Here is a 21,013-nt window from a genome sequence, read left to right on the forward strand (position 1 = left end):
CCAACTCCCTTGAATCACTCCACATGAACATCAGCAGTGGCATGGTGGTCGCGTCGCGACATTGGCGGCGGATCTGCCAGACCACCCTGGTCGGCTTTGGCATTTCCGAAGCCTGCGCGGTGCCCCTGCTGATGATCGGGCGCCTGGGCGAGGGCGTGCGCCAGGTCACGGTAGCCCAGGCGGCGGGGATGGAGAGCCCGTCCCTGGTGCGTCTGTTGGACCAGCTGTGCCACGCCGGCTACGTGTGCCGCAGCGAGGACCCCAACGATCGCCGGGCCAAGTGCCTGAGCCTGACCACCAGCGGCCGTGAACTGGTGCAGGCAGTGGAAGGCGAGCTGGTGCGCCTGCGCCATGAGGTGCTGGAAGGCATCAGCAGCAGCGACCTGGAAGCGGCGTTGCGGGTGATCCGCGCCTTCGAGTCCGCCAGCCACTTGCCGGTGCTGCCATCTTGAAAGGCTTTTTCTCCGATATGCCTCCCGCACGGGACTGGTTCTACGGTGTGCGCACCTTCGCCGCGTCGATGATCGCCCTGTACATCGCCATGCTGATGCAGATGCCTCGCCCCTATTGGGCCATGGCCACGGTGTACATCGTCTCCAGCCCCTTCGTCGGCCCCACCAGTTCCAAGGCCCTGTACCGTGCCATCGGCACCTTGCTCGGGGCGGGCGCGGCGGTGCTGTTCGTGCCGCTGTTCGTGCAGAGCCCCTACCTGCTGGTGCTGATCATTGCCCTGTGGACCGGTACCCTGCTGTTTCTTTCCCTGCACCTGCGCACCGCCAACAACTACGCACTGATGCTGGCCGGCTACACCCTGCCCCTGATCGCCCTGCCGGTGGTGGACAACCCCCTGGCGGTATGGGATGTGGCCGAGGCGCGGACCGAGGAAATCTTCCTCGGCATCATCTGCGCGGCGGTGATCGGCAGCATGTTCTGGCCCCGGCGCCTGGCCCCGGTGTTCGTCGGCACGGCGGGCAAGTGGTTCGACGATGCCAGCACCTACAGCCGGCGTTTCCTCACCCGCAAGGTACAGCCCGAAGAAATCAGCGCCTTGCGCGGCGCCATGGTGGCCACCTTCAACAGCCTGGAAATGATGATTGGCCAACTGCCCCATGAGGGCGCCCGCCCCCAGACCGTGCGCAACACCAAGGAGCTGCGCGGACGGATGATCCACCTGTTGCCGGTGGTGGATGCCCTGGACGATGCCCTGTATGCCCTGGAGCGGCGTACCCCGGAACTGGTCGAGCAGTTCGCGCCCCTGCTGGCCAAGGCCGATCAGTGGCTGGAAGACTCTGCCCGCGACGCTTCGGTGGAACGCTGGCAGGCCCTGCGCGACGAGCTCGAGGCCCTGCAGCCCAGCGCCGAGGCCCTGGACGACCGGCGCCAGTTGCTGTTCTCCAATGCCCTGTATCGCCTCGGTGAATGGATCGACTTGTGGCAGGACTGCCGCAGCCTGCAACACGCCATCCACAGCGAAAGCCAGGCGCCCTGGCGCGCGGTGTACCGGCACTGGCGGCTGGGCCGGCTGACGCCGTTCCTCGACCGCGGGCTGATGCTGTACTCGGTGGGCTCGACCATCCTGGCAATCATCGTCGCCTCGCTGCTGTGGATTCTGTTGGGCTGGACCGATGGCGGCAGCGCGGTGATCCTGGCGGCGGTGGCCTGCAGCTTCTTCGCCTCCATGGACGACCCGGCACCGCAGATCTACCGCTTCTTCTTCTGGACCGCGCTGTCGGTACTGTTCGCTAGCCTCTACCTGTTCCTGATCTTGCCCAACCTGCACGACTTCCCGATGCTGGTGCTGGCCTTTGCCGTGCCCTTCATCTGCGTCGGCACCCTGACGGTACAGCCGCGCTTCTACCTGGGCATGCTCCTGACCATCGTCAACACCTCGTCCTTCATCAGCATCCAGGGCGCCTACGATGCGGACTTCCTGAGCTTCGCCAACTCCAATCTGGCCGGGCCCATGGGCTTGCTGTTCGCCTTTATCTGGACCCTGGTCGCCCGGCCCTTTGGCGCGGAGCTGGCGGCCAAGCGCCTGACCCGTTTCAGTTGGCAGGATATCGTCGGCCTCTCGGAAACCGCGACCCTGGCCGAACACCGGCACATGGGCGCGCAGATGCTCGACCGGCTGATGCAGCACCTGCCGCGCCTGGCCATCACCGGCCAGGACACCGGCTCTGCCCTGCGTGAGCTGCGGGTGGCGCTCAATGTGCTGGACCTGCTGGCCTACGCGCCGAGGGTAAAGGGTTTGGCCCAGGCCCTGTTGCGCCAGGTGGTGGCCGAGGTCGGCGAGTACTTCCAGGCCTGCCTCAAGGCCGGCGAACGCCTGCCGGCGCCCAGCCCGCTGCTGATGACCCTCGACCGCAGCCGTCGAGCCCTGGACAGCCAGGGCCTGCAAGGCGACGACGAAACCCGCCGGCACCTGCTGCACGCCCTCAGCGGCCTGCGCCTGGCCCTGCTGCCGGGGGTGGAATTCCTCGGTAGCGCCGAACCTGAACCACCCCTTCCCCATGGCATCGATGGAGCGCCCCTATGATCGGTGATCTGGATATCAGCGGGGTGTTCCTGCCCACGCTGCTGGTGCTGATGGGCATCACCTATGGCTTGTACCTGCTGGTGCACGGGTTGCTGACGCGATTGCACTTTTACCGCCTGGTCTGGCACCGGGCGCTGTTCAACGTGGGTCTCTACGCGCTGCTGCTGGGCGTGGTGGACTCTCTCAGTCGATACCTGATGACATGAAAAAACCTTTATTGACCCTCGGCCGTGTGGTCCTGACGTTATTGGTGGTGACCTTCGCGGTCGTGGTGGTGTGGCGCATGGTGCTGTACTACATGTTCGCGCCCTGGACCCGGGACGGGCACATCCGCGCCGACATCGTGCAGATCGCCCCGGATGTGTCCGGGCTGATCCAGCTGGTGGAAGTGCGCGATAACCAGTGGGTGAAACGTGGCCAGGTGCTGTTCAGCATCGACCAGGACCGCTTCAAGCTGGCCCTGCGCCAGGCCCAGGCCGCCCAGGCCGACCGCGCGGAAACCCTGGCCCAGGCCCAGCGCGAGGCCAAGCGCAACCGTGGCCTGGGCAACCTGGTGCCCCGCGAGCAGTTGGAGGAAAGCCAGTCCCGCGAGGCTCGTGCCCAGTCGGCGCTGGCCGAGGCCCAGGTGGCGGTGGACAGCGCCCAGCTCAACCTTGAGCGCTCGGTGGTGCGCAGCCCGGTGGACGGCTACGTCAACGACCGTGCGCCACGCAGCCAGGAATTCGTCACTGCCGGGCGCCCGGTGCTGTCGGTGGTGGACAGCAACTCCTTTCATATCGACGGCTATTTCGAGGAAACCAAGCTCGACGGCATTCATATCGGCCAGGCCGTGGATATCCGGGTGATTGGCGACCGTGCGCGGTTGCGCGGGCATGTGGAAAGCATCGTCGCCGGGATCGAGGACCGTGATCGCAGCAGCGGCTCCAACCTGCTGCCCAACGTCAACCCGGCCTTCAGCTGGGTGCGCCTGGCCCAGCGGATACCGGTGCGCATCGCCTTCGACGAAGTGCCGGCGGATTTCCGCATGATCGCCGGACGTACCGCCACGGTGTCGATCCTCGATGACCAGGCCAAGCGGGAGCCCGGGCAATGAACCACGGCGCACGTTTGGCCCTGGCCGGGCTCGGCCTGCTGCTGTCGGCCTGCCAGATGGTCGGCCCCGATTACCAGGTGCCCAAGGATGCCGCGCTGCAACGCCAGGACCTGCAGGGCGAACTGGCCGGCAAGGGCGCTGATGTGCTCTCGGCGCCGGTGCCCGCCGACTGGTGGCGACTGTACCGGGACCCGCGCCTGGACCAGTTGGTGCAGCAGGCCCTGGCTTCCAATAGCGACTTGAGGGTGGCTGCGGCCAACCTGGCCCGGGCTCGGGCCCAGGTGGACGAAGCCCAGGCCGCTGGCGGCTGGAGCGGTGGGGTCAAGGCTGGGGTCGAGCGCTTGCAGGAGTCCGGCGAAGCCTTTCTGCTGCCGGAAAAAGTACCGGTGGCCAATGTCGGCAACCTGTCCATCAGCACTTCTTATCAGTTCGACTTGTTCGGCACCCTGCAACGGGGCATCGAGGCGGCCAAGGCCAATGCCGATGCCACCCAGGCCGCGGCGGATATCGCGCGCATCACCCTGGTGGCGGATGTGGTGCGGGCCTATACGCAAGTTTGCGCGGCCAATGAAGAGCGTGAGATCGCCGAGCATTCCCTGAGCCTGCAAGCCCAGAGCACCGAGCTGACCCAGCGCCTGCGAGATGCCGGGCGTGGCGATGAAACCCAGGTCACCCGCTCTCAGACCCAGTTCAAGTCGTTGCGCGCCGAGTTGCCGCGCTACGAGGCGGCGCGCCAGTCGGGGCTGTTCCGCCTGTCGATGTTGCTGGCCAAGCCACTGGAGCAATTGCCCGCGGGCACCGCCAGCTGCGCCGAGCTGCCGCATATCGCCCAGTTGTTGCCGGTGGGCGATGGTGCCGCGCTGCTCAAGCGCCGTCCCGACGTGCGCCAGGCCGAGCGCCAGCTGGCGGCCGCCACGGCGCGCATCGGCGTGGCCACCGGGGCCCTGTATCCGGATATCAGCATTGGCGCCACGGTGGGCACCGTGGGCCTCCTCGACAACCTCGGCAAGGCCTCCACCAATCGCTGGGGGTTCGGCCCCCTGATCAGCTGGACGGTACCGGCCAATGGCGCTCGCGAGCGCATTCACCAGGCCGAGGCCGCGAGCCAGGGCGCCCTGGCGCATTTCGACGGTGTGGTGCTCAACGCCATCCGTGAAACCCAGACCGGCCTGGCCCAGTACAGCGCCCAGTTGCAGCGTCGCGAGGCCCTGGCGGACGCCGAGCAGTCGGCGCAGTTGGCCGCCGACCAGACCCATCGTTTCTTCCAGGCCGGGCGTGCGTCGTTCCTCGCCGACCTGCAAGCCACCCGCACCTACACCGATATGCGTGCGCAACTGGCGGCAGCCAATACCCAGGTGGCCATGAGCCAGATCGATTTGTTCCTGGCCCTGGGGGGCGGCTGGGAAAGCGGACGAACGCAAGGCTCGCCAGCCACGCAACCCTGAGGCCGTTGCTATGCTTTGATCAACTGCCAAAATACTGCGTGCAACAGGCTTGGCAGTCGATCAAGGCATGTGATGGTCACGGGGATTCCAATAATGAAAAACCCTTATGCACCGGGCTTCTGGTGCGCGCTCTGCGCACTGGTATTGCTGTCCGCCACCTATTTCTACGGCATCATGCTGGCCCATCAGATCGACCGAGCTATGGTGTTCCTCGACAGCGCCAGCGCGTTGATCGCGGTGATGGCCATTGGCGTGGTGGCCTGGGCCTCCTTCCAAAGCCAGAAAATCAAGAGAAAGCAGCTCGAGCAGAGCAAGACCCTGGTGGTGATCTGGGACACCAAGGTGGCCCTGCGCCGGGTTGAAACCGTGTTCGACCGCTATTTCTGGGGCAGTTACTGGCAGCCGGGGCGAACCTTCGCCGAAGTCATGGGCGAACTCACCGGCACCCCCCTGGAAAAGAGCCTGGAAGCCCTGAAGAAGCAGTGCGTGCTGCTGGATAAGCAGGCGGATGACGGCCACCACTGGTCGAGCAATGCCCGGGAGCTGTCGGATGTCGCCACCGCCATGGCCCGAGAGCGCTACCAGCTGGACTTCTGCGACCCCCGTGGCGAGTCCCGGGGCAACAACGCGGTGATCGACCGAGACTTCGAGGTGCTGGTCTACACCTGGAGCGCCCGCCTCAAGAGCTTCGACCACCAACTCGATGCGCTGGAGCTTGAATACTCCTAAACGGCGCGCCGCAAGCTTGGAGCTAGAAGCTTGTGGCTTGGCGTTGGCTGCTTGCGGTAACCTTCGCCGGTTTTTACGCGGAGTCGAGCCGCGACCCGATATGGGTTCAGGGAAGACCAGCACACCTTCAAACAATGGATAGCAATCGGGTCAGACATGAATAAATCAGCAGGCGTACTGTTAGGAATCGTCGTCGCAGTGGGGGCCATCAGTGTCGGCGGTGCCTGGTACACCGGCACCAAGCTGGAAGGGGTTCTGCAGCAGCAGATCGTCGAAAGCAACAAGGAGCTGCAAGCCGCGCTGCTTGGCTATGACGCCACCGCGACCCTGGAGCTGGTGTCCCTGGACCGTGGCCTGTTCAGCAGCACCGCGCATTACCGCCTCAAGGGCCAGGGCGAGGTGTTCCACGGTGACCTGGAGCTCTTGGTCACCGATCGCATGGAGCACGGCCCGCTGCCGTTCTCGCGCCTGGTTCGCCTGAAGTGGCTGCCGGTGATGGTGGCCAGCCACTACGAGCTGGAAAATACCTCGCAGACCGATAAGTGGTTCGCCGCCACCAAGGGCGCCGTGCCCTTCAAGGGCGACGTCAATATCGGCTACGACCTGTCTGCCGAAGGCAACTTGGAATTCGCGCCGATGGAACTGGCCCTGGACCAGGAGTCGAGCCTCAAGTTCTCCGGCATGAAGCTCAATATCGCGGTTAGCGATAACCGCCAGAAAGCCAAGGTCGACGGCTATATGGACAGCCTGAGCCTGGCGCTCAGCGCGCCGGACCGGGCTCCGGGCAAGCTGGAAATCAACGGCCTGACCCTGGCCAGCAACCTGAGCAAGAGCAGCTTCGGCTACTACCTGGGGCAAAACACCCTGGAGCTGGCTGGCACCAAGGCCACTTTCGGCGACAAGCAGTCGGTGCTGACCCTGAAGAACTTCGAGCAGAAGACCTCCACCGAAGAGTCCGGCAGCAACGTGAATGGCCGTGCCGATTACCGGGTGGGCGAGATCACCTTCGACGGCAAGGCCGTGGGTTCGGCCGAGATGCTCTGGAGCATGAAGAACCTCGACAGCCAGGGCATGCTTGAGTTGATGCAGGTCTACCAGACCGTGTTGCAGCCATATCAGAAGGCCGCTACCGAGGCCGCGGCCCAGGGCGAGTCGGCTCCGGAACTGCAAATGAGCGATAGCGAGCAGGTCAAGGTCCGCGAGGCGGTGAACAAGGTCCTGGCCGCCAGGCCGCAAATCGCCCTGGAAAGCCTGGCCCTGAAGACCGGCAGCGGCGAAAGCCGTTTCAGCCTGAGCCTGGACCTGGCCAAGCCGCAGAACCTGGAACTGCCTCCGGCGGAGCTGGGCAAGCAACTGATCAGCCAGCTGGACGCCAAGTTGTTGCTGTCCAAGCCGATGCTGGCGGACGTGGCCGCCATGCAGGCCCAGGCCGAAGGCCTGACCGATGTCAAACTGATTGCCGAGCAGAGCGCCGCCACCGCGGAAATGCTCAGTGCCATGGCCCTGGCCACCCAGTTGGCGAAACTCGAAGGCAATAACGTGGTGTCGAACCTGCACTACGCCAACAATGAAGTGAATTTCAATGGTCAGAAAATGACCGTCGAACAGTTCGTTGGTTTTGTCATGAGCAAACTGGGCGGTGCCGGCGCCATGCAATAAGGTTTCCAGGGTCGCCCGGCGACCTGCGTGCTGCAATCTCGACGCCCGGATCTGTGTGTTCATACAGGCCGGGCGTTGTGCTTTCTGCGCTCCATCCGCCGTGTTTGCAGCGGCAATCCTCCCGCCTCAAGGCCCGTTCCAGTGCGCTTGGGCGATCTGATTCTGAATAATTATGGCGTTGCAATTTCTCGACTAACCTTCGTGGAAGAATTCTCCCGGAAAGCTTTGCCGGGTCGTTCGTTCCTGCTGCCTGACGCTTGAAGGTTAGGGACAGCGCAGAGCTCCGGTCTGCTATGTAAGGATGCTGACGAAATGCCATGTACCGCTCACCCTTCTCGTCGTTATGGTCTGCGCCCGTTGTTTCGTCTGGCACTGTGCGGCCAATTGCTCTGGTCCGGGATCGCCTGTGCCGATCCTGCTTATGACCAACTGGTCATCCAGGCCCGGGCCGGCAGCTATGCCCCGGCCCTTGATCACCTGCGCCAGCTGCCGCCCAACGCCTTGAACAACGGCTTGGTCAGCGATCACCTGCAGATCGCCAGCTGGGCCGGTCTGGATACCGAGGTGGTGCAGGTCTACGAGACCCAGGGTCGCAATCGCTTGCTGCCAGTGCAGGCGCTGACCGCCACGGCCCGGGCCTATCGCAACCTCAAGCAATGGGACAACGCCGCCCGGCTCTATCGCCTGGCCCTGGAGCGTGAGCCGAACAACCCCGACCTGCAACTGGGCGCGGCCCTAACCCAGGCCGATGCCGGCAACCCGATGGAGGCAGTGGCCCGTGGCCGTGCCCTGGTGGCGGCCAAGCCCGACGACGTATCGCGGCGCCTGGCCCTGGGTTATGCCCTGACCCGCGCCAACCTGCTGCAGGATGCGCTGGTGGAGTACGACCAGGCGTTTATCCGCGCCGGCGACAGGCCCGAGGTGCTGCGCGAATACATCTATGCCCTGCAACGGGCGCGCCTGCCGGAACCGGCCATGCGCCTGGCTCAGCAGCATCCGGGCTTGATCGATCCGGTTATCCAGCGGCGCATCCAGGGCGACCTGGCCGCCGAGCGGGTGCGCCTGTCGGAGCTGGCCAGCCGCAGTGAAAAGGAGCGTTTCGTGGTGGCCGACCGCGCCCTGGCCGATTACGACGCCCTGTTCGCCGCCTGGGGCAAGGACCCCCAGGCCCAGGAAGACCTGACCCGCTGGCGCATCGACCGCATGGGCGCGCTGAAGTCGCGGGCCCGTACCGCCGAGGTGATCAGCGAATACGAACAACTGACGGCTTCCGGCGTCAGCATTCCCACTTATGCCCTGCGCTGGGTGGCCTCGGCCTACCTTGACCAGCGACGCCCGGAAGAAGCCGCCGAGCTCTATCCCAAGGCGCTCAGGGCGCCGGATGCCGACAGCGCCTACCGGGTCGAAGACACCACGGCCCTGTACTACGCGCTGCTGGAAAGTGATCGCCCGGACGAGGCGCAGCAAGTGGCCAGCGATCTGGCCAACAGCGAGCCGCAACGGATCCAGCTCACCGGGCAGACCATAGGCGACCCCAACGACGACTGGTTGGACGCGCAACTGCTGGCCGCCCAGGCCGGTACCTACGCAAACAACCTGCCGGACAGCGAGCAGCGCTTGGACGACCTGGCGAGCAAGGCACCGGGGGATGTCAACGTGCGCCTGGCCCAGGCCAATCTGTATCTGGCCCGTTTCTGGCCGCGGCGCGCGGAAGGCCTGCTCAAGGAAGTCGAAAGCCTGGCGCCCCGGGACATCGCCCTGGAAGTGGCCCAGGGACATGCCGCCCAGGACCTGCAGGAATGGCGGCAACTGGATGCCCTGACCGACGATGTGCTTGCGCGCGCCCCGGAGAACCGTTCGGTGCAGCGCCTGGCCCGTGAGCGCGAGGTGCATGACATGGCCGAGCTGCGGGTCTCGACCTACGGCGGCAAGAGTTATGGCGGTGGCAGCAATGGCGCCGGGGCCGTGGCCGGGAGCCGCGATTTTGGCATTGAAAGCCGGCTCTACAGCCCACCCATCAATGAGGACTGGCGAGTGTTCGGTGGTGCCGGCTATGCCACCGGCGACTTCAGCGAAGGCACCGGTCATCACCGCTGGCAGCTGCTGGGGGTGGAACGGCGTACCCGGGACATGACCCTGGAAGCGGAAGTCTCCAATCATTCCTACGGCTTTGGCGACAAGCTGGGCGCCCGGGTGTCTCTGGCCCGGGATATCGACGATCACTGGCAGTACGGCGGCAGCCTCGACTACCTGTCGGCCAGCACACCGCTGCGGGCGCTCAACAGCGATATCAGCGCCAATGGCGGCAGTGCCTTCCTGCGCTGGCGCGCCAATGAAAGCCGCGAATGGAAACTGGCCCTCAGCCCTTCGCACTTCAGCGATGGCAACAACCGCTTCGAGGCCCTGCTCACCGGTCGCGAAGGGGTCTATCGCTCGCCCAAGGTCCAGGTCGACCTGGGCCTGGAAGTGGGCGCCAGCCACAACACTCTGGACGACACGCCCTACTTCAACCCCAAGGCGGACTTCAGCGTGCTGCCCACGGTCAGCATCAACCATGTGCTCTACCACCGCTACGAAACCTCCTGGAGCCAGCAGTTCCAGATCGGTGCCGGTAGCTACAGCCAGCGCGACTACTCCACTGGCGCGATCGGCCTGCTCAGCTACGGCCAGCGCTACAGCTGGAACGATGTGTTCGATATTGGCGCGGTGCTGAGCGTGATCAATCGGCCTTACGACGGTGATCGGGAAACCGATCTGCGCCTGGCCGTCGACCTGACCTACCGGTTCTAGAGGAGTGTGACGATGCACCTGATCAAGCGTTGCCTCCTGCTGCTGAGCCTGTTGCTGCTCGGGGCCTGCTCCCAGCCCGCCGCGGACTTCGTCACGCCAGCCCAGCGAGCGCTGCCGGACAACGAGGCACCCTGGCCGAAGAACCATGTGCTGGGTATCGCCTACCACGATGTCGAGGACCGCGACCCGGACCAGCGAGTGGTGGCGGTACGCACCGATCGCCTGCTCCAGCAACTGGCCTGGCTGCGGGAGAACGGCTATCAGCCGGTGACCGTGGACCAGATCCTGGCAGCCCGCAAGGGGGGGCCGGAGCTGCCAGCCAAGGCCATTCTGCTGAGCTTCGACGATGGCTATGCAAGCTTCTACACCCGGGTCATGCCGGTGCTGCGCAGCTATCGCTGGCATGCCTTGCTGGCGCCGGTGGGCACCTGGATCGATACCCCGGCCAACCAACCGGTGAATTTCGCCGGAGAGATGCGACCCCGCTCGCAGTTCCTGACCTGGGCGCAGATCCGTGAAGTTTCCCGCTCCGGGCTGGTGGAGATCGCCGCCCACACCGACAGCAGCCACCTGGGGATTCTCGCCAACCCCCAGGGCAACATGCAGCCGGCCGCCGCCACCCGGCGTTATGACGCCACTACGGGCCGCTACGAAAGCGAGGCGGACTTCCAGGCGCGGATGCGCAAGGACGTGAGCACCATCTCGGACAAGATCCTCGCCGTGGCCGGTTATCGTCCGCGGGTCTGGGTCTGGCCCTATGGCACCGCCGATGGCTCGACCCTGCAAGTGGTCGACAGCCAGGGCTACAAGCTGGCCCTGACCCTGGACGACGGCCTCGACAGCCTCGACAACCTGATGAGCAGCCCGCGTTTGCTGGTGGTATCCGACCCGGATGGCATGCACTTCTCCAACAGCATCGTCGGTGCCGAGACCCCATCGCCCATGCGGGTGGCACATGTGGACCTGGACAACGTCTACGACCCGGACCCCAAGCAACAGGAAGTCAACCTCGGCAGGCTGGTGCAGCGCATGGCCGACCTGGGGGCCAATACGGTATTCCTCCAGGCCTTCGCCGACCCCAAGGGCGATGGCCTGGTGCAGTCGCTGTACTTCCCCAACCGTCATCTGCCGATGCGTGCCGATCTATTCGACCGGGTTGCCTGGCAGTTGCGCACCCGGGCCCACGTCAAGGTCTATGCCTGGATGCCGGTGCTCAGCTTCGATCTGGATGCCCGCCTGCCCCGTGTCACTCGCTGGGACCCGGCCACCGGCCAGGTTGCCGTCGACCCGAAACAGTACCGGCGCCTGTCGCCCTTCGATCCGCAGGTGCGCCGCCTGATTGGCGATCTGTATGAAGACGTGGCGCGCATGACTTCGGTGGACGGCATCCTGTTCCACGACGATGCAGTGCTCTCGGATTTCGAGGACGCCAGCCCCGAGGCCCTGCGCGCCTATGTGGCCCAAGGCCTGCCCGGCTCCATTGGCGCTTTGCGCGACGACCCGGCGGCGCTGCAGCGCTGGACCCGCTTCAAGAGCCGCTACCTGATCGACTTCACCCATGAGCTGACCGCCAAGGTCCGGGCGATTCGCGGGCCCCAGGTGCAAACGGCGCGCAATCTGTTCGCCGAGCCGATCATCAACCCGCAAAGCGAGGCCTGGTTCGCCCAGAACCTCGACGACTTCCTGGTCAGCTACGACTGGACCGCGCCCATGGCCATGCCGCTGATGGAAGGGCAGAGCAGCAAGCATTCCGGCCCCTGGCTGGAGGCCTTGGTGGATCAGGTACGAACCCGGCCCGGAGCCTTGCAGCGCACGGTGTTCGAGCTCCAGGCCCGGGACTGGACGCAGAAACCTGCCAGCGACCTGTCGGCCACGCAGATGGCCGACTGGATGGGCCGGCTCAAGCGCCAGGGCGCCACCAACTTCGGTTACTACCCGGACAACTTCCTCGAGAACTCACCGGACCTGAAGACCCTGCGGCCCGCATTCTCCAACAAATGGAGTCCTTGAATCATGATGGATCGAATTTTTGCCCTGGTAGTGCTGGCACTGGTCCTGGGGGTACCCCTGGGCCTGATCTTCCTGATGACCGGCCAGTTCCTCATGGATTTCGTCTTCTATTACCCCCTGTTCATGTCGGCGCTGTGGATCGCCGGCGGCCTGTATTTCTGGTTGCACTGGGAGCGTCACTGGCCCTGGGACGAGCACACCCTGGCACCACCCCTGGCCGGCGAGCCGCTGATCAGCATTCTCATCCCCTGTTACAACGAGGGCGATAATGCCGCCGACACTGTCCATGCGGCGCTGGCCCAGCACTACCCGAACATCGAAGTGATTGCCATCAACGATGGCTCCAAGGACAACACCGCCCAGGTGCTGGATGCCATTGCCCTGCAGGACCCGCGCCTGCGGGTGCTGCACCTGGCGCAGAACCAGGGCAAGGCCGTGGCCCTGCGCATGGGCGCGGTGGCGGCGCGCAGCGAGTACCTGGTGTGCATCGATGGCGATGCGTTGCTGGCGCCCGATACCGCGGCCTACCTGGTGGCGCCGATGCTGGACAACCCGCGCTTGGGTGCGGTGACCGGCAACCCGCGGATCCGCACCCGCTCGACCCTGGTGGGCCGGGTCCAGGTCGGCGAGTTCTCCTCGATCATCGGCCTGATCAAACGCACCCAAAGGGTGTTCGGCAAAATTTTCACCGTGTCCGGGGTGATAGTCGCGTTTCGTCGTTCGGCCCTGCACCGGGTGGGCTACTGGAGCCCGGACATGATCACCGAAGACATCGACATCAGCTGGAAGCTGCAGCTGGACCATTGGCACGTGTTCTACGAGCCCCGGGCGCTGTGCTGGATCCTGATGCCGGAAACCGTCAAGGGCCTGTGGAAACAGCGTCTGCGCTGGGCCCAGGGTGGCGCCGAGGTGCTGTTCAAGAACATCCGCGGTATCTGGGAGTGGCGCCATCGCTACCTGTGGGCCCTGCTGTTCGACTACTGCCTGTCCACCGGCTGGGCCTTCACCTTTTTGCTGTCGGTGATCTTCTGGGCCCTGGGCAAATTCATCGTCATGCCCGAGGCCATCGCGGTGCAGAGCATATTGCCGCCGGCCTTTACCGGGCTGTTGCTGGCGATGGTCTGCCTGGTGCAGTTCGCGGTGAGCATCCTGATCGACCGACGCTACGAGAAGGATCTGGGCAGAACCATGTTCTGGGTGGTCTGGTATCCCCTGGTGTTCTGGTTCATCAGCTTGCTCACCACCCTGGTGAGTTTCCCCAAGGTGTTGTTCGGCGAGCATCAGAAGCGCGCGCGCTGGATCAGTCCGGACCGCGGTATCAAGCCCATCGATGACGAAGAAGAAGAGGTGCGTTGATGAGAATCATCCGAACCCGCCAACGCCCCTTCATGGTGGTGGTCGACATTGTCCTCACCGTGCTGGCCTGGGTGGGGCTGCTGTATTTGCTGATGCGCGGCCTCATGCCCCTTGTGAGTACCCATGAAGGGCCGCGCTTCGAGGCTGGCATTCTTGACGCCCTGACCACCTTGCAGTTCTACGGTTGGGTGGCGTTGGTGAATGCGGCGCTGCTGGTTTCCTGGGCCCGCTATCGCCAGCGGCGCAACAAGAAATATCCGCCGCGTCTGCCAGCACCGGTGGCGGACGACAAGCGCCTGAGCGAGACCTTCAAGCTCAGCGACGAGACCCTGGCGCAGATGCGCCAGCCCGGGATCATGACGGTGCACAACGATGAAGAGGGTGGCATCAGCCATGTCACCACGCAGTTCTACCGCATTCTTCCCGAAGATCAGCAGCACCCGCCGCTGAGGGTGGAACCGCCGCCTCGGGTGATTCATCTGCATGCCGAGGGCGAGGGTGAGGGCAAGGTGTAGCCAGGGCGGCGTGGTAGTTGAGCTGGTGCAAGGTGCAGTTCAGGGCATGAGGGATGGCGTTGGGTACTCGCATTCTTGCGGCAGCAGTTGGCGTGCGCCTTCCAGGTCGCCTTGCTGAACCAGCCCATGGATCCTGTGGGCCAGGGGCGTGACATCGGTGATGCGCTGGATCCATTGGTTCACGTACAGGGGCACGGCCTGCTTGCCAAGGCCAATCTGGATCGCCCGGTGTTCCTGGGGCCGCAGGTACAGGTCGCGCTCCGGGTCCCACTGAATGCGCACCGGCGACTGATCTTTCAACTTCAGCCACTCTTCCTTGCTCGCGGACTCCTCGGCATGGCTCAGGCAGCCATTGGCCAGGGCCCATTCAAAGCCCTCGCGACTGATGTCGATGGCCAGGATGCGGGTCTGACCGGCGTCTTTGAAGCCCCAGCCGGCGCGGTACATCATCCATAGGAAAGACGGCTTTATCCAGGTCATGCGCTCCATCTTGAAGGGTGGGGAAACGAAGGTGCCTTGGGCCAGGGCGGCGTCGGCGATATTCTCGGAGTAGGCCTGGTAGACGCGGATAGTGGTGGCGTCGTAGAGCGCGCGGATCTGGCGCTGGGGGATGTGTGTAGCGGGTTTGTGCATGGCATTTCCTTATGAAGAACGGGCGGCCGGACTATAAGTCGCTGGCTGCAAGGGTACAAGGCAAGCATGGCAGAGCCTTTTCCGAGAGAGCTGTAGGGCCTTTCCGGCACATCGCCTATTCCGTATTGACTGTATTTCCAGGTGTTTAGCCTCGGTGCATTTTGCTTCTGGTCGGCTAGCCTGTATGTACATTTGTAAATACGGAATGGCTCATGTACGTTGAATGGGACGAGGCCAAGAACCACGCCAACATCCTCAAGCACGGCATCGATTTCAACGACGCCGCGCTGATGTTCCAGCGTCCGGTGTTGTCCTTGCGCGATGACCGCCTGGAGTATGGCGAGGAGCGCTGGGTCAGCCTCGGCTGGATCAGGACCCTGGTGGGCGTGGTGGTCCATACCGAGCGCCGGGGCAATGCGATGCGCATCATCTCGGCGCGAAAAGCCACTAGGCGGGAGGCCAAATACTATGTCCAACGGATCGAAAACTGATTGGGATCGCCTGGCGAAAACCGATGACCAGGCGATAGACACCACGGATATCCCCGAACTGGACGACGATTTCTTTCGCCGGGCCGAGCTGCACCTGCCCGGCAAGAAGGCCGTGACCATTCGCCTGGATGCCGATGTGCTGGCGTGGTTCAAGGCCCAGGGTGCCGGTTACCAGACGCGGATCAACCAACTGCTGCGCCAGTACATGCAGGCCCACCAGGGCTGAAGGCGCGTCGGCTCATGGGCGAGCAAGGCGTCAGCATGGCTGTTTTCGCCTGAAATATTTATTTACAACTACCCCGTTCCTCACGCTCAATCTCCCACCGCGCCGCGCACGAAGCGGCGCGCTCTTTGGTGCAGGCTATAGTCTTGTGGCCCCCTCGATCTCATCCGCAAAAAGGTGCTTTCGTATGTCTCGCTTTGCTTCCCGCAATACTTGGCTGGCCGCCGGTGCCGTGCTGCTGTGCCTGCAGTTTCCCGTGCAGGCCCAGGAGCGTTTCACCCTGAATATCCCCGGGGTCTCGGATGACCGGCTGTTCACCACCGGCAACGCCAGCGATGCCAAGGGTTGCGGCGGGCACAACAATTCCCCGGCCCTGAACTGGACCGCAGGCCCCACCGGCACCTTGAGCTACGCCATCGTCATGCACGACCCGGACGGCGCCAAGGGCCAGGGCGTGGACCATTGGGTGCACTACGGCATCAAGCCCGGCACCCGGCAGATTCCCGCCGGCGCCGGCAGCAAGCCCAACCTGGAAGGCCTGGCCGGGCTCAATAGCCGTAACGGCACCACCTACATGGGGCCCTGCCCGCCTGTGGGCGACAGCGCGCATCACTACATCATCCAGATCTTCGCCCTCGACCTGGCCCCCGAGGCGCTGCCCGCCGGGCTGACTCGAGCCCAGTTGCTGGAGAAGATCAACGGCCACGTGTTGCGTAACAGCAGCGTGGTGCGCCGCTACTCGCGTTAAATTCTTTTCGCGGGCTTAACCCGAATCGCCAGGGGGCTTCGTCTGAAGGGGGGAAAGGATCATTTTCTTCCCGAGGTCAGCCCCCATGTCCCTTCCTCTGCATTTCCTTCGCCCGGCCGCCCAGGGTTTTGCCGCCGGTCTGCTGTTGGCAATCGCCGGCTGCGGTGTTTCGTCCAAGCCTGAATCAGCCGCTGGCGCCTCGACCCAGGGGGCGCTGCAGCCTGAGCCCGCAGCGCAGTACGAGGTGCAGCACGCCGATGTCGCCTTGGCCAAGCGCGTTGCGCATCCCATGCGCTTGTCGGCACCGATGCCGGCGCCCATCGCCGCCCGGGATTCGAGCATCGCCGGCTATCGCGACGAGCCCCGGGAGCAGTACCAGAAGCTGGCGGACAACCCGATCCACAGCGTCGCCGAGGCACCGGTTTCCACCTTCAGCGCCGATGTCGATACCGGTGCCTATGCCAACGTCCGGCGTCTGCTCAACCAGGGCAGCCTGCCACCGGAAGGGGCGGTGCGCCTGGAAGAACTGGTCAACTACTTCCCCTACGATTACGCCCTGCCCAGCGACGGCTCGCCCTTTGGCGTAACCACCGAACTGGCACCCACGCCGTGGAACCCGCACACCCGTCTGCTGCGCATCGGCATCAAGGCTTCGGACCGCGCGGTGGCGGAATTGGCCCCGGCCAACCTGGTGTTCCTGGTGGATGTCTCCGGCTCCATGGATCGCCGCGAGGGCCTGCCGCTGGTGAAAAGCACCCTCAAGCTGCTGGTGGATCAACTGCGGGACCAGGACCGGGTGTCGCTGGTGGTCTACGCCGGTGAGTCGCGCGTGGTGCTGGAACCCACGTCCGGGCGCGAAAAAGCCAAGATTCGCAGTGCTATCGATCAGCTCAGCGCCGGCGGTTCCACGGCCGGCGCCTCGGGCATCCAGCTGGCCTATCAGATGGCCCAGCAGGGTTTTATCGACAAAGGCATCAACCGCATCCTGCTGGCCACTGATGGCGACTTCAACGTCGGCATCAGCGATTTCGACAGCCTCAAGGCCATGGCCGCCGAGAAGCGCAAGAGCGGCGTATCCCTGACCACCCTGGGCTTCGGTGTGGATAACTACAACGAACAGCTGATGGAACAACTGGCGGATGCCGGCGACGGCAACTACGCCTATATCGACAACCTGCGCGAGGCGCGCAAAGTGCTGGTGGACCAGCTCAGCTCCACCCTCGCAGTGGTGGCCAAGGACGTGAAGCTGCAAGTGGAATTCAACCCGGCCCAGGTCAGCGAATACCGCCTGCTGGGCTATGAGAACCGTGCACTCAAGCGTGAAGACTTCAGTAACGACAAGGTCGATGCCGGGGAAATCGGTGCCGGGCATACGGTGACAGCCCTGTATGAAATCGTCCCAGTGGGGGAAAAGGGTTGGCTGGAACCGCTGCGTTATGGCCAGGCCAAGGCCCCGGAACCGTCTGCCAAAAATACCGAGCTGGCGATGCTGCGGTTGCGCTACAAGGCGCCGGAAGGGGGCAGCAGTCGCCTGATCGAGCGGCCGATCAGTGCACAACAACCGGCCAGTTTGACCCAGGCCAGCAGCGACCTGCGCTTTGCCGCCGCGGTGGCGGCGTTCGCCCAGCAACTCAAGGAAGGGCGCTACACCGGCGACTTCAGCTTGAGTGACACCGCCAAGCTGGCTCGCACTGCCAAGGGCGAAGATCCTTACGGTTTGCGGGGTGAGTTCATACAGCTGGTGGAGCTGGCGCAAAGCCTGCAAACTCAGGCGCCCAAGGCCCAGGCGGCGCAGTCGGCGGATAGCAGCCAAGTGCAGAGCCGCCTTGAATAGACACCAGACCCGCAGTGAACAGGAGTTCATCCGCCCTATGTCTGCTGCCCAGTCATCCACCGCCGCCAGCAGCGATGAAGCGCTGCTGGCGCGTTATCGCGCCGGTGATACTGCAGCTTTCGAGCTGCTCTATCAGCGCCATCGCCAGGGCCTGTACGCCTTTCTGCTGCGCCTTGGCGGCAAGGCCGAACTGGCCGAAGAGGTCTACCAGGAAACCTGGCTCAGCCTGATCCGCAGCACCAGCCAACCCCAGGGCCGGGCCAGCTTCCGCACCTGGCTGTACCAGATCGCGCGCAATCGCCTGATCGATCATTGGCGCAAGCACGGCCAGCGCAACCCGCTGCACGACAGCTACGACGAACAACTGCACGGCGAGGCCGATGCTGCGCCAGACCCTGAACAGCAACTGAGCCTGTCCCGCGACCAGCAACGTATCGAAGCCGCCCTGCAAGATTTGCCCGAAGACCAGCGCGAGGTTTTCCTCCTGCGCGCCCATGGCGACCTGGATCTGCCGGAAATTGCCAACCTGACCCAGGCGCCCCTGGAAACGGTGAAAAGCCGTTTTCGTTATGCACTGAAAAAGCTGCGTCGACTCCTGACCGAGGAGGTACTCACATGACTGACGCCCGCCAGACCCCATCCCCCGAAGCACAGATGCTGGCGCATATCCGCGAGCACAGCCCGCAACAGCCGCCGGCCCATCTCGACGCGCTGATCCTGTCTACCGCGCGCCGCGAAGCCGCGACACCCAGGCCGAGCCTCTGGCAGCGCTGGATGCAAGCCTGCCAACGCCCGCGCTATCAGTTGGCCTTTGCCAGCCTGTTTGGCGTGGCGCTGATCATCGGCCTGCTGCAACGCACGCCGGAGCAGTATCCGCAGCAGGCTTTTGCCCCGGCGCCCGCGCCTGTTGCCCCTGCGCCTGTTGCCGAGATGGAGCCCCTGGCCCGCCACTCGGCCGAGCAGGCTCCTGCGGGCATAACCGGAGCCTTGAGCGCTCCGGCCCCGGCGGCGCCCAGCGCCAGTTTCGCCATGGCGCCACAGATGGAAATGCTCAGTGACCAGGCGCCAGCGGACACCGCCAAGCCCGTGGCGCAATCCGCGAAACTGGCCAAGCGCATGGCCGCTCCGGCCGAGCCTCGATTCATCAAGGGCCTCAACCCGCAGTTGCGGGAAGTTCTGCGCCTGTGGGAAGGCGGCCAGAGCCGGGAGGCGGCCGAGCTGTTGCTCAAGCTGCAGGCAACTTATCCACAGGAGGATCTGGACGCACGCCTGCAGGTTTTGCGTCGTCAATAAGCGGCGGGGGCTGGCTGTCACTGCGCAAAGCGCGCACTATCGGGCCAGTTTTCAGAAAGTGAGAGGCCGGTCATGGCACCCCGCATCGACCGCATAGCAGCAATGTTGAACTGCCCGATCAAGGGCGCGGAAATCCGCCAGGCGATCAAGGAAAGCCGCAAGGACTTTGGCCTGGAAGAGGGTGAGGAAGAGAGCGACCAGGATTCGCTCGCTGATACCGATCAGGCACCCACGGACGCCGCAGCCGCCGAGGATGAGTAAGCCCGGCGGCAGGTGCGTTCAGATGTAGGGCAAGGCGGGCAGGTCGATGAACTCGGCAGGAGCGCCGTCTGCGGCCATGCGCCGGGCCCGTTCCGGCAGCAGCCGGGCATGGTTTTCCACTTGCCAGCGATACCAGCTCAGGCGCTGCACGATGCGCCGCCGGCAGGGCTCCGGCAATAGCCCTGGCAGGTCACTGCTGTCGGGCGCTCTGTGGGCCCGGGTCGAGTAATAGTTGAACAGGTTTTCCCGCAGGCCGAAGCAGTCATCCAGGCTTTCCTCGACGCTGTACACATAGGCCTCGAAGGCGGCGCTCAACTGTTGTGCGCCGTTTTCGTGGTCCCGCAGGTAAGCGAAGACTCCCGGCCAGTTGATGCAATACAGGTGTTCGTCCCAATCGCCATCGCGGGTCAGGTACTGGCCCTGGCCGCGAAAGAACTGCAGCACTTCCTCGCGCTCCAGGGCCACTTCAAAGTTGCTTTTCATCTCGAATTCCCTTGAGGTCGGCAATGCTCACCGACAGTGCCACGCATTCGATCACGCAGTCGAAGCCGATTTCCAGACGCAGATGGTAACCGGGGTTCAGGCGTGTGAGCTGGGTGCGCATGCGTCCGTCGAAACGACTGCCGCTGACTGCCAGTTCGCTGATGCCCCGGACATTGAGGGTGAAGCTGCAGTGGCTCGGCGCCTGGGTCACTGGCCAGGTGGCAGGCACTGACAGTCGTTGCAATTCACCGCTCAGGTGCAGGCTCAGTTGCTCACCCTGAAACTGCGGGCCCGGGGTCGTCATGTCGTAGGGGGTGGCCGTCATATCGAACAGGGCGCGCCAGGTGTCGCTGTTGTCGATGCTGAACAACCAGTCATGGGAGCCCCGCTCCCGGGCCGGAATCGCCCGGCACTCTGCCAGTGAAGGCAACTGCGCGCGGGTCAGGTCGGCATGCCACAGCTCCCGCGCCGCCAGCAGCAAACGCTGGAAAAAGTCCCGGCTGTTGTCGATCGAGGCTGGCCACCCGGAGGGCCACTGCTGGTCGTCGTAATCGTCTTCAAGCGGCTCCCAGACTTCCTCGAAATCGAAGTCGGGCTTGTCCAGGGCCGCCTGCAGGACCTCGACCAGGCGCTGCCGATGGCGGAAGTTCTCCCGCGAGTTGAAGTGCGGCAGGCAGTAGCGGCGAATCAGCTGTTCGCGATCGGCGGGAGCATTGGGGTTGAAACGGCTCAGCTCGGCATCCAGGGCCGGGGGCATGTTGTAGTTGGTAAAGCAGCTGATCCAGTAGCGCAGCTCTGGCTCGAATGGCTGATGGTGCAGGGGATGGAGCAGCATCGGGACCTCCTGTCCGGGGGGCCGTGAATTTAGCAAGTTGTGCCAAGCCAGGACAGCCTTGGGCAACTCGTTCCGGCTG

General features: G+C 64.4%; 21 protein-coding genes. 18 read left to right on the forward strand and 3 right to left on the reverse strand.

Going from position 1 to position 21,013, the window contains the following annotated elements; translation table 11 throughout:
• The first annotated feature begins 23 nt into the window (after positions 1–23).
• The 11 genes from J4P02_RS27225 (at position 24) to pgaD (ending at position 14,133) form a co-directional block, all read left to right on the forward strand.
• Positions 24–452 carry a MarR family winged helix-turn-helix transcriptional regulator gene (locus tag J4P02_RS27225; protein WP_426196212.1) on the forward strand — a complete coding sequence of 143 codons (429 nt, stop codon included), beginning with the start codon at positions 24–26 and terminating at the stop codon, positions 450–452.
• Complete coding sequence (locus J4P02_RS27230) at positions 449–2,536, forward strand: FUSC family protein (RefSeq protein WP_426196214.1); 2,088 nt, start codon at positions 449–451, stop codon at positions 2,534–2,536. Before J4P02_RS27225 ends, J4P02_RS27230 begins: the two co-directional genes overlap by 4 nt.
• Complete coding sequence (locus J4P02_RS27235; RefSeq protein ID WP_426196216.1) at positions 2,533–2,742, forward strand: DUF1656 domain-containing protein; 210 nt, start codon at positions 2,533–2,535, stop codon at positions 2,740–2,742. The genes J4P02_RS27230 and J4P02_RS27235 overlap by 4 nt, the downstream gene beginning before the upstream one ends.
• Entirely contained in the window at positions 2,739–3,629 is an 891-nt protein-coding gene (locus tag J4P02_RS27240; protein WP_426196218.1) for an efflux RND transporter periplasmic adaptor subunit, read from the forward strand. The genes J4P02_RS27235 and J4P02_RS27240 overlap by 4 nt, the downstream gene beginning before the upstream one ends.
• Positions 3,626–5,074, forward strand: a complete 1,449-nt coding sequence (locus J4P02_RS27245) for an efflux transporter outer membrane subunit (protein WP_426196220.1) — start codon at positions 3,626–3,628, stop codon at positions 5,072–5,074. The genes J4P02_RS27240 and J4P02_RS27245 overlap by 4 nt, the downstream gene beginning before the upstream one ends.
• A 93-nt stretch (positions 5,075–5,167) precedes the next feature.
• Positions 5,168–5,803 carry an NADH:ubiquinone oxidoreductase subunit N gene (locus J4P02_RS27250; protein WP_426196222.1) on the forward strand — a complete coding sequence of 212 codons (636 nt, stop codon included), beginning with the start codon at positions 5,168–5,170 and terminating at the stop codon, positions 5,801–5,803.
• Positions 5,804–5,959: 156 nt separating this feature from the next.
• A complete protein-coding gene (locus J4P02_RS27255; RefSeq protein WP_426196224.1) occupies positions 5,960–7,462 on the forward strand; it encodes a YdgA family protein in 1,503 nt (500 codons plus the stop codon).
• 312 nt (positions 7,463–7,774) lie between these two features.
• Positions 7,775–10,252, forward strand: a complete 2,478-nt coding sequence (gene pgaA, locus J4P02_RS27260) for a poly-beta-1,6 N-acetyl-D-glucosamine export porin PgaA (RefSeq protein ID WP_426196226.1) — start codon at positions 7,775–7,777, stop codon at positions 10,250–10,252.
• Between the two features lie 12 nt (positions 10,253–10,264).
• Positions 10,265–12,262 carry a poly-beta-1,6-N-acetyl-D-glucosamine N-deacetylase PgaB gene (gene pgaB, locus J4P02_RS27265; RefSeq protein WP_426196228.1) on the forward strand — a complete coding sequence of 666 codons (1,998 nt, stop codon included), beginning with the start codon at positions 10,265–10,267 and terminating at the stop codon, positions 12,260–12,262.
• Positions 12,263–12,265: 3 nt separating this feature from the next.
• A complete protein-coding gene (gene pgaC, locus J4P02_RS27270) occupies positions 12,266–13,618 on the forward strand; it encodes a poly-beta-1,6-N-acetyl-D-glucosamine synthase (protein ID WP_426196231.1) in 1,353 nt (450 codons plus the stop codon).
• Positions 13,618–14,133 carry a poly-beta-1,6-N-acetyl-D-glucosamine biosynthesis protein PgaD gene (pgaD, locus tag J4P02_RS27275; protein ID WP_426196233.1) on the forward strand — a complete coding sequence of 172 codons (516 nt, stop codon included), beginning with the start codon at positions 13,618–13,620 and terminating at the stop codon, positions 14,131–14,133. The genes pgaC and pgaD overlap by 1 nt, the downstream gene beginning before the upstream one ends.
• A gap of 39 nt (positions 14,134–14,172) precedes the next feature.
• On the opposite strand, the gene J4P02_RS27280 is transcribed toward pgaD, so the two are convergent.
• Complete coding sequence (locus J4P02_RS27280; RefSeq protein ID WP_426196235.1) at positions 14,173–14,766, reverse strand: DUF4291 domain-containing protein; 594 nt, start codon at positions 14,764–14,766, stop codon at positions 14,173–14,175.
• Positions 14,767–14,978: 212 nt separating this feature from the next.
• On the opposite strand from J4P02_RS27280, the gene J4P02_RS27285 reads away from it, so the two are divergent.
• From J4P02_RS27285 to J4P02_RS27315, 7 genes are all read left to right on the forward strand, one after another.
• Positions 14,979–15,257, forward strand: coding sequence for a BrnT family toxin (locus tag J4P02_RS27285; RefSeq protein ID WP_426196237.1), 279 nt, complete (start codon positions 14,979–14,981; stop codon positions 15,255–15,257).
• Positions 15,235–15,483: a BrnA antitoxin family protein gene (locus J4P02_RS27290; protein ID WP_426196239.1), complete on the forward strand. Its 249-nt coding sequence runs from the start codon at positions 15,235–15,237 to the stop codon at positions 15,481–15,483. Before J4P02_RS27285 ends, J4P02_RS27290 begins: the two co-directional genes overlap by 23 nt.
• A 184-nt stretch (positions 15,484–15,667) precedes the next feature.
• On the forward strand, positions 15,668–16,228 hold the full coding sequence (locus J4P02_RS27295) for a YbhB/YbcL family Raf kinase inhibitor-like protein (protein WP_426196241.1): 561 nt from the start codon (positions 15,668–15,670) through the stop codon (positions 16,226–16,228).
• Positions 16,229–16,313: 85 nt separating this feature from the next.
• On the forward strand, positions 16,314–18,062 hold the full coding sequence (locus tag J4P02_RS27300) for a vWA domain-containing protein (protein ID WP_426196243.1): 1,749 nt from the start codon (positions 16,314–16,316) through the stop codon (positions 18,060–18,062).
• 37 nt (positions 18,063–18,099) lie between these two features.
• Positions 18,100–18,681, forward strand: a complete 582-nt coding sequence (locus J4P02_RS27305; RefSeq protein ID WP_426196245.1) for an RNA polymerase sigma factor — start codon at positions 18,100–18,102, stop codon at positions 18,679–18,681.
• On the forward strand, positions 18,678–19,355 hold the full coding sequence (locus J4P02_RS27310; protein ID WP_426196247.1) for a hypothetical protein: 678 nt from the start codon (positions 18,678–18,680) through the stop codon (positions 19,353–19,355). Before J4P02_RS27305 ends, J4P02_RS27310 begins: the two co-directional genes overlap by 4 nt.
• 72 nt (positions 19,356–19,427) lie before the next feature.
• The gene (locus J4P02_RS27315; protein WP_426196249.1) at positions 19,428–19,616 is read left to right on the forward strand and encodes a hypothetical protein; all 189 of its coding nucleotides are present in this window, start codon (positions 19,428–19,430) and stop codon (positions 19,614–19,616) included.
• A gap of 18 nt (positions 19,617–19,634) precedes the next feature.
• On the opposite strand, the gene J4P02_RS27320 is transcribed toward J4P02_RS27315, so the two are convergent.
• Positions 19,635–20,099 carry a hypothetical protein gene (locus J4P02_RS27320; RefSeq protein WP_426196251.1) on the reverse strand — a complete coding sequence of 155 codons (465 nt, stop codon included), beginning with the start codon at positions 20,097–20,099 and terminating at the stop codon, positions 19,635–19,637.
• Positions 20,083–20,934, reverse strand: coding sequence for a hypothetical protein (locus J4P02_RS27325; protein WP_426196253.1), 852 nt, complete (start codon positions 20,932–20,934; stop codon positions 20,083–20,085). Before J4P02_RS27325 ends, J4P02_RS27320 begins: the two co-directional genes overlap by 17 nt.
• Positions 20,935–21,013 lie beyond the last annotated feature (79 nt).

The organism is Pseudomonas sp. NFXW11, from assembly GCF_049887815.1.
Classification (GTDB): Bacteria; Pseudomonadota; Gammaproteobacteria; order Pseudomonadales; family Pseudomonadaceae; genus Aquipseudomonas.